This is a genomic window from Pseudomonas sp. 05N434, assembly GCF_056396965.1.
On the sequence record NZ_JBFTMK010000535.1, the window covers coordinates 1 to 3485 of the forward strand.

2 protein-coding genes and 1 pseudogene are annotated in these 3485 nt (G+C 53.8%); all 3 read left to right on the plus strand.

Features of this window, described 5'->3' with window-relative positions; all coding sequences use genetic code 11:
• A partial coding sequence (locus tag AC1DLB_RS25245) for a DUF6124 family protein (RefSeq protein ID WP_477785854.1) occupies positions 1 to 303 on the plus strand: 303 nt, incomplete at its 5' end.
• Between the two features lie 583 nt (positions 304 to 886).
• Positions 887 to 2791, plus strand: coding sequence for a hypothetical protein (locus tag AC1DLB_RS25250; protein ID WP_477743411.1), 1905 nt, complete (start codon positions 887 to 889; stop codon positions 2789 to 2791).
• Positions 2792 to 3270: 479 nt separating this feature from the next.
• Positions 3271 to 3485: pseudogene (locus tag AC1DLB_RS25255) on the plus strand (DUF6124 family protein); the annotation flags it as partial.

The window sequence follows — 3485 nt, forward strand, 5'->3', positions numbered from 1 at the left end:
AAAAAACTCAACGAAGCCGCCGAGCGCGCCCTCGATTACTACCTCAAACCGTCCGCCCCCAAGCCCCCACGCAAGCCGAGCACGATTTACACCGTTGCCCCGGACATCGACATCGAAGAGCTACTGGCCAATGCCTGCGAGTCCTTTGCCTCGGCCAAGGTGATCGCCAGTGACTGTGCCGGTTTTCTGGAGGGGCCGCAGAGCAATACGATATTGGGCGTCGCGCAGCTCATCATGTTTGGTGAACTGGCGGTGAGTCGGGCGCTGGACAGTCTGGAACTGAAGGCTGACCCGGCCCTGTAACCTGAGGTCAAACGCTGCCCCCTGTGGCGAGGGAGCTTGCTCCCGCTCGGCTGCGCAGCAGTCGTAAACCCTGTACATGCGGTCTACCTGATGCAATTGGGTCGAATGGTTTTGGGGCCGCTTCGCAGCCCAGCGGGAGCAAGCTCCCTCGCCACAAAAGCCCTTCAGGCTGCAAGTTTTATGGTGGTCTTTCGGGCCTCTTCGCAAGCAGACTCGTTCCCACAGTCGATCCGGGTTGTTCGCCTGTTTTGTGTTCACTGAAGATCGAATGTGTGAGAGCGAGCCTGCTCGCGAAAACGATCTCACCGGCAAAAAAAACCGCCATTCCTTCAACAGGGATGGCAGGTTTTGTCGTTTCAGCTCACGCATGCCGTTGATGATGGTCGCTGTATCGTGGCCCCCCACAACCACCCGCCCGTAAACGGTTGGTCAGGCAGCCGATGCCGATGTGACTGATATGACCGTTCGTCTTAAATCCACATATACCTGTCAGATCTGATAGTAGCCAATCTGTTTTCCCTGCGGTGTGATGAGTACTCGTCCCGAGTGGACTTGAAACTTGTCGCCTCCCCCGGAGAATTTGATGGATATCCAGTCCGCCGAGCTAACGAAGCTGTTTACGCTGTTTCCCATAATCATCCCGGGCTGGGTATCCCCGATAAGACCCGCCGGCATCGCTGACGGCGGTATTCCCAAAGCCCTTTATGACGGCCAGGCCCAAGGCCTTGAATGCCTGGTTGATTACTGGGAGGAGTTGCAGCTGCGCTCCTGGATCATGGCGGTCGATGATCGCGTGGATTTGTATTGCAACGGCAATCTCGTCCCAGGAGCAGGCCAGACCGTCAAACCCGGAGAGGAACAACTGCGCCAGCGTCTTTACCTGCCGCACGGGTACCTGATCCAGGGCGTCAATCGGTTGCATTACGTGGTCACCCGTGTCAGCGGGAACAGTGAACCCTCTCGGGATCTGCTGGTGCTGTACCACCTGCGGTCTGCGGACAACCTGAATCTGGTGATCCCGGCCGACGTGCTCAAGGACGGCGTCAGCGCCGCACGGGCAGCGCAAGGGGTGGAGTTCGGGTTCACCTATGCCAATCGGCGCAACTATGACCGCATCGAATTTCTGTTGGGCGACACCCAGGACCGGTTCGACGTCCCCGACGGCACGGCGCCGATCACCCATACACTGTTCACCGACATGTTCCAGAAGGCGGGCGACAACCCGAGTACTGTGGCCGAGTTCTATGTCGTCGACCAGTTGGGCAACCGGGTCAAATCCCCGGAGAAGCGCCTGGACATACATCTCGGCCGTCTCGATCTGAACCCACCAACTTTGGTAGCCCCGGCGAAGAGCCCCATTGATGTGTTGACTCACTCAAATGGAGCAACGGTTCGAATTGAATTCCTGACAGCGGGGTTGAATGATCGAGCGCGTCTAATGATCAAGAATCCGATCGCAGGCGACAAAACGTTTCCTGCGCAGCTATTCAATCAAAACAAAAGGGCAAACTTCAAATTAACTTTCGAGCTTCTATTGGAGTGGATGGGGCGCGATGTCGAATTGTATTGGGAGTTGATTCGCGATGGGAAGCCGGTAGGGACATCGTCGCCGTTGGCACTGACGATTGAACGGATCGTCGACGGTGATGTTCGATTGGGAGCTCCCATCATCGATCAGGCTGATAGTGCACGGGCCTTGGATATCAATGAATTCGACGGTGATGCCACCATCACTAAAACTCCATGGCCGCTTCAGGGTGGAAATTATCTTATTGACATAACGGTCATCGGAACCGGAAACAATGGAACCCCCCTTGTTATTCCCGTAGTGACAGGAGGTTCCTTGACACCTGAGGAAGAGACAAATGGATTCACCAGAACACTGTCACGTGCGCAACTGTTACTGCTGCAGGATGGTTCAACCCTCCATGTAGAAGTCAAAGCCAACTTCAAGGGGCAAAAGCCCATAACGATTATCTTCCCGCGTTCTTTAATCTATACAGTCAAGAACATCCAGCCTATTTTGTCGGAAAATTTCGATAGCCACTACTCACGCTTTATATCACTTGGCCAGACCATATCACTGCCTAGCATGACCATTCGCTTTCTCGGAGGAAATGGCATTATGGGTATAAACTCAATAAACACCATTCTCACTGGCCCTTACCCTCCCGTGCATAACCAAAGCGCTGCGCAAGTTCTAGAGATGCATACAAACGCCAGTGGCACGAGCCAATACATGCAACTCGAGTTCAACTGGGGCTACTCCTCTGTCGAGTTTTACTACAGATTCGTCCAAAGCAACGGAATACTGGTTAATTTCTTAAGAAAAGACAAAACAAGACTATCTTATCAGTACCTTGCCAATAGTCCCGGCCCCCACCGTGTATTCTTCTCTACTTCAGACAATGACATTTGGTATGTAGAGATCATTACAAGCGTCTGGGATTTAATTACCTTTGATCACTTCACCATGGGTCGCAAATAAATATCCGAAACTCGCGACCACTGGTGCGAACAATATAAACAGAGGACGAAAAATGAGGGACTCGGAGAAAGGGCACGCCATTATTTATCAACCCTGCCTCTCCTAAGCCTGAATGAGAAATAAACAACGATGTTTAAAATACATCTCCAGACACTCACTCAGGCTACACATCCTTGCGTCGTTGCCTACGACTGCGCCAGAATCCGCCGGCTTGTGCGCCTAAGGGTCGGGTTCTATTGTTTCCCGGTCGCTGACGAATCAGCGATCGGGTTTAGCGACCCGAACCTTTGTAGGCGCAACAGCGCTCCAAACTCTCTTGCAGATTGTCTATATCTGCGATTGATGTCATGGCGGCTGTGCGCGGGAGACCTTCGGGTCTGCCGGGCGCCTACACCCGGTTCGCTAACCTGCGTGCAGCCGCCACCCTTACCTGTTTAGCGACAGGTCTTGGTGGCTCCATTTCCTGTAGGAGTTTCACCATGTTCAAAATCACACCCAACCCACCCGAAACCGACGACGTTTCCTCTTACGAAACCCCGGACTCCAAAAAACTCAACGAAGCCGCCGAGCGCGCCCTCGATTACTACCTCAAACCGTCCGACCCCAAGCCCCCACGCAAGCCGAGCACGATTTACACCGTTGCCCCGGACATCAACATCGAAGAGCTACTGGCCAATGCCTGCGAGTCCTTTGC

Coding starts and splice junctions, on each gene's coding strand:
- AC1DLB_RS25250 (WP_477743411.1), top strand. CDS start 887: ATGGATATCCAGTCCGCCGAGCTAACGAAGCTGTTTACGCTGTTTCCC.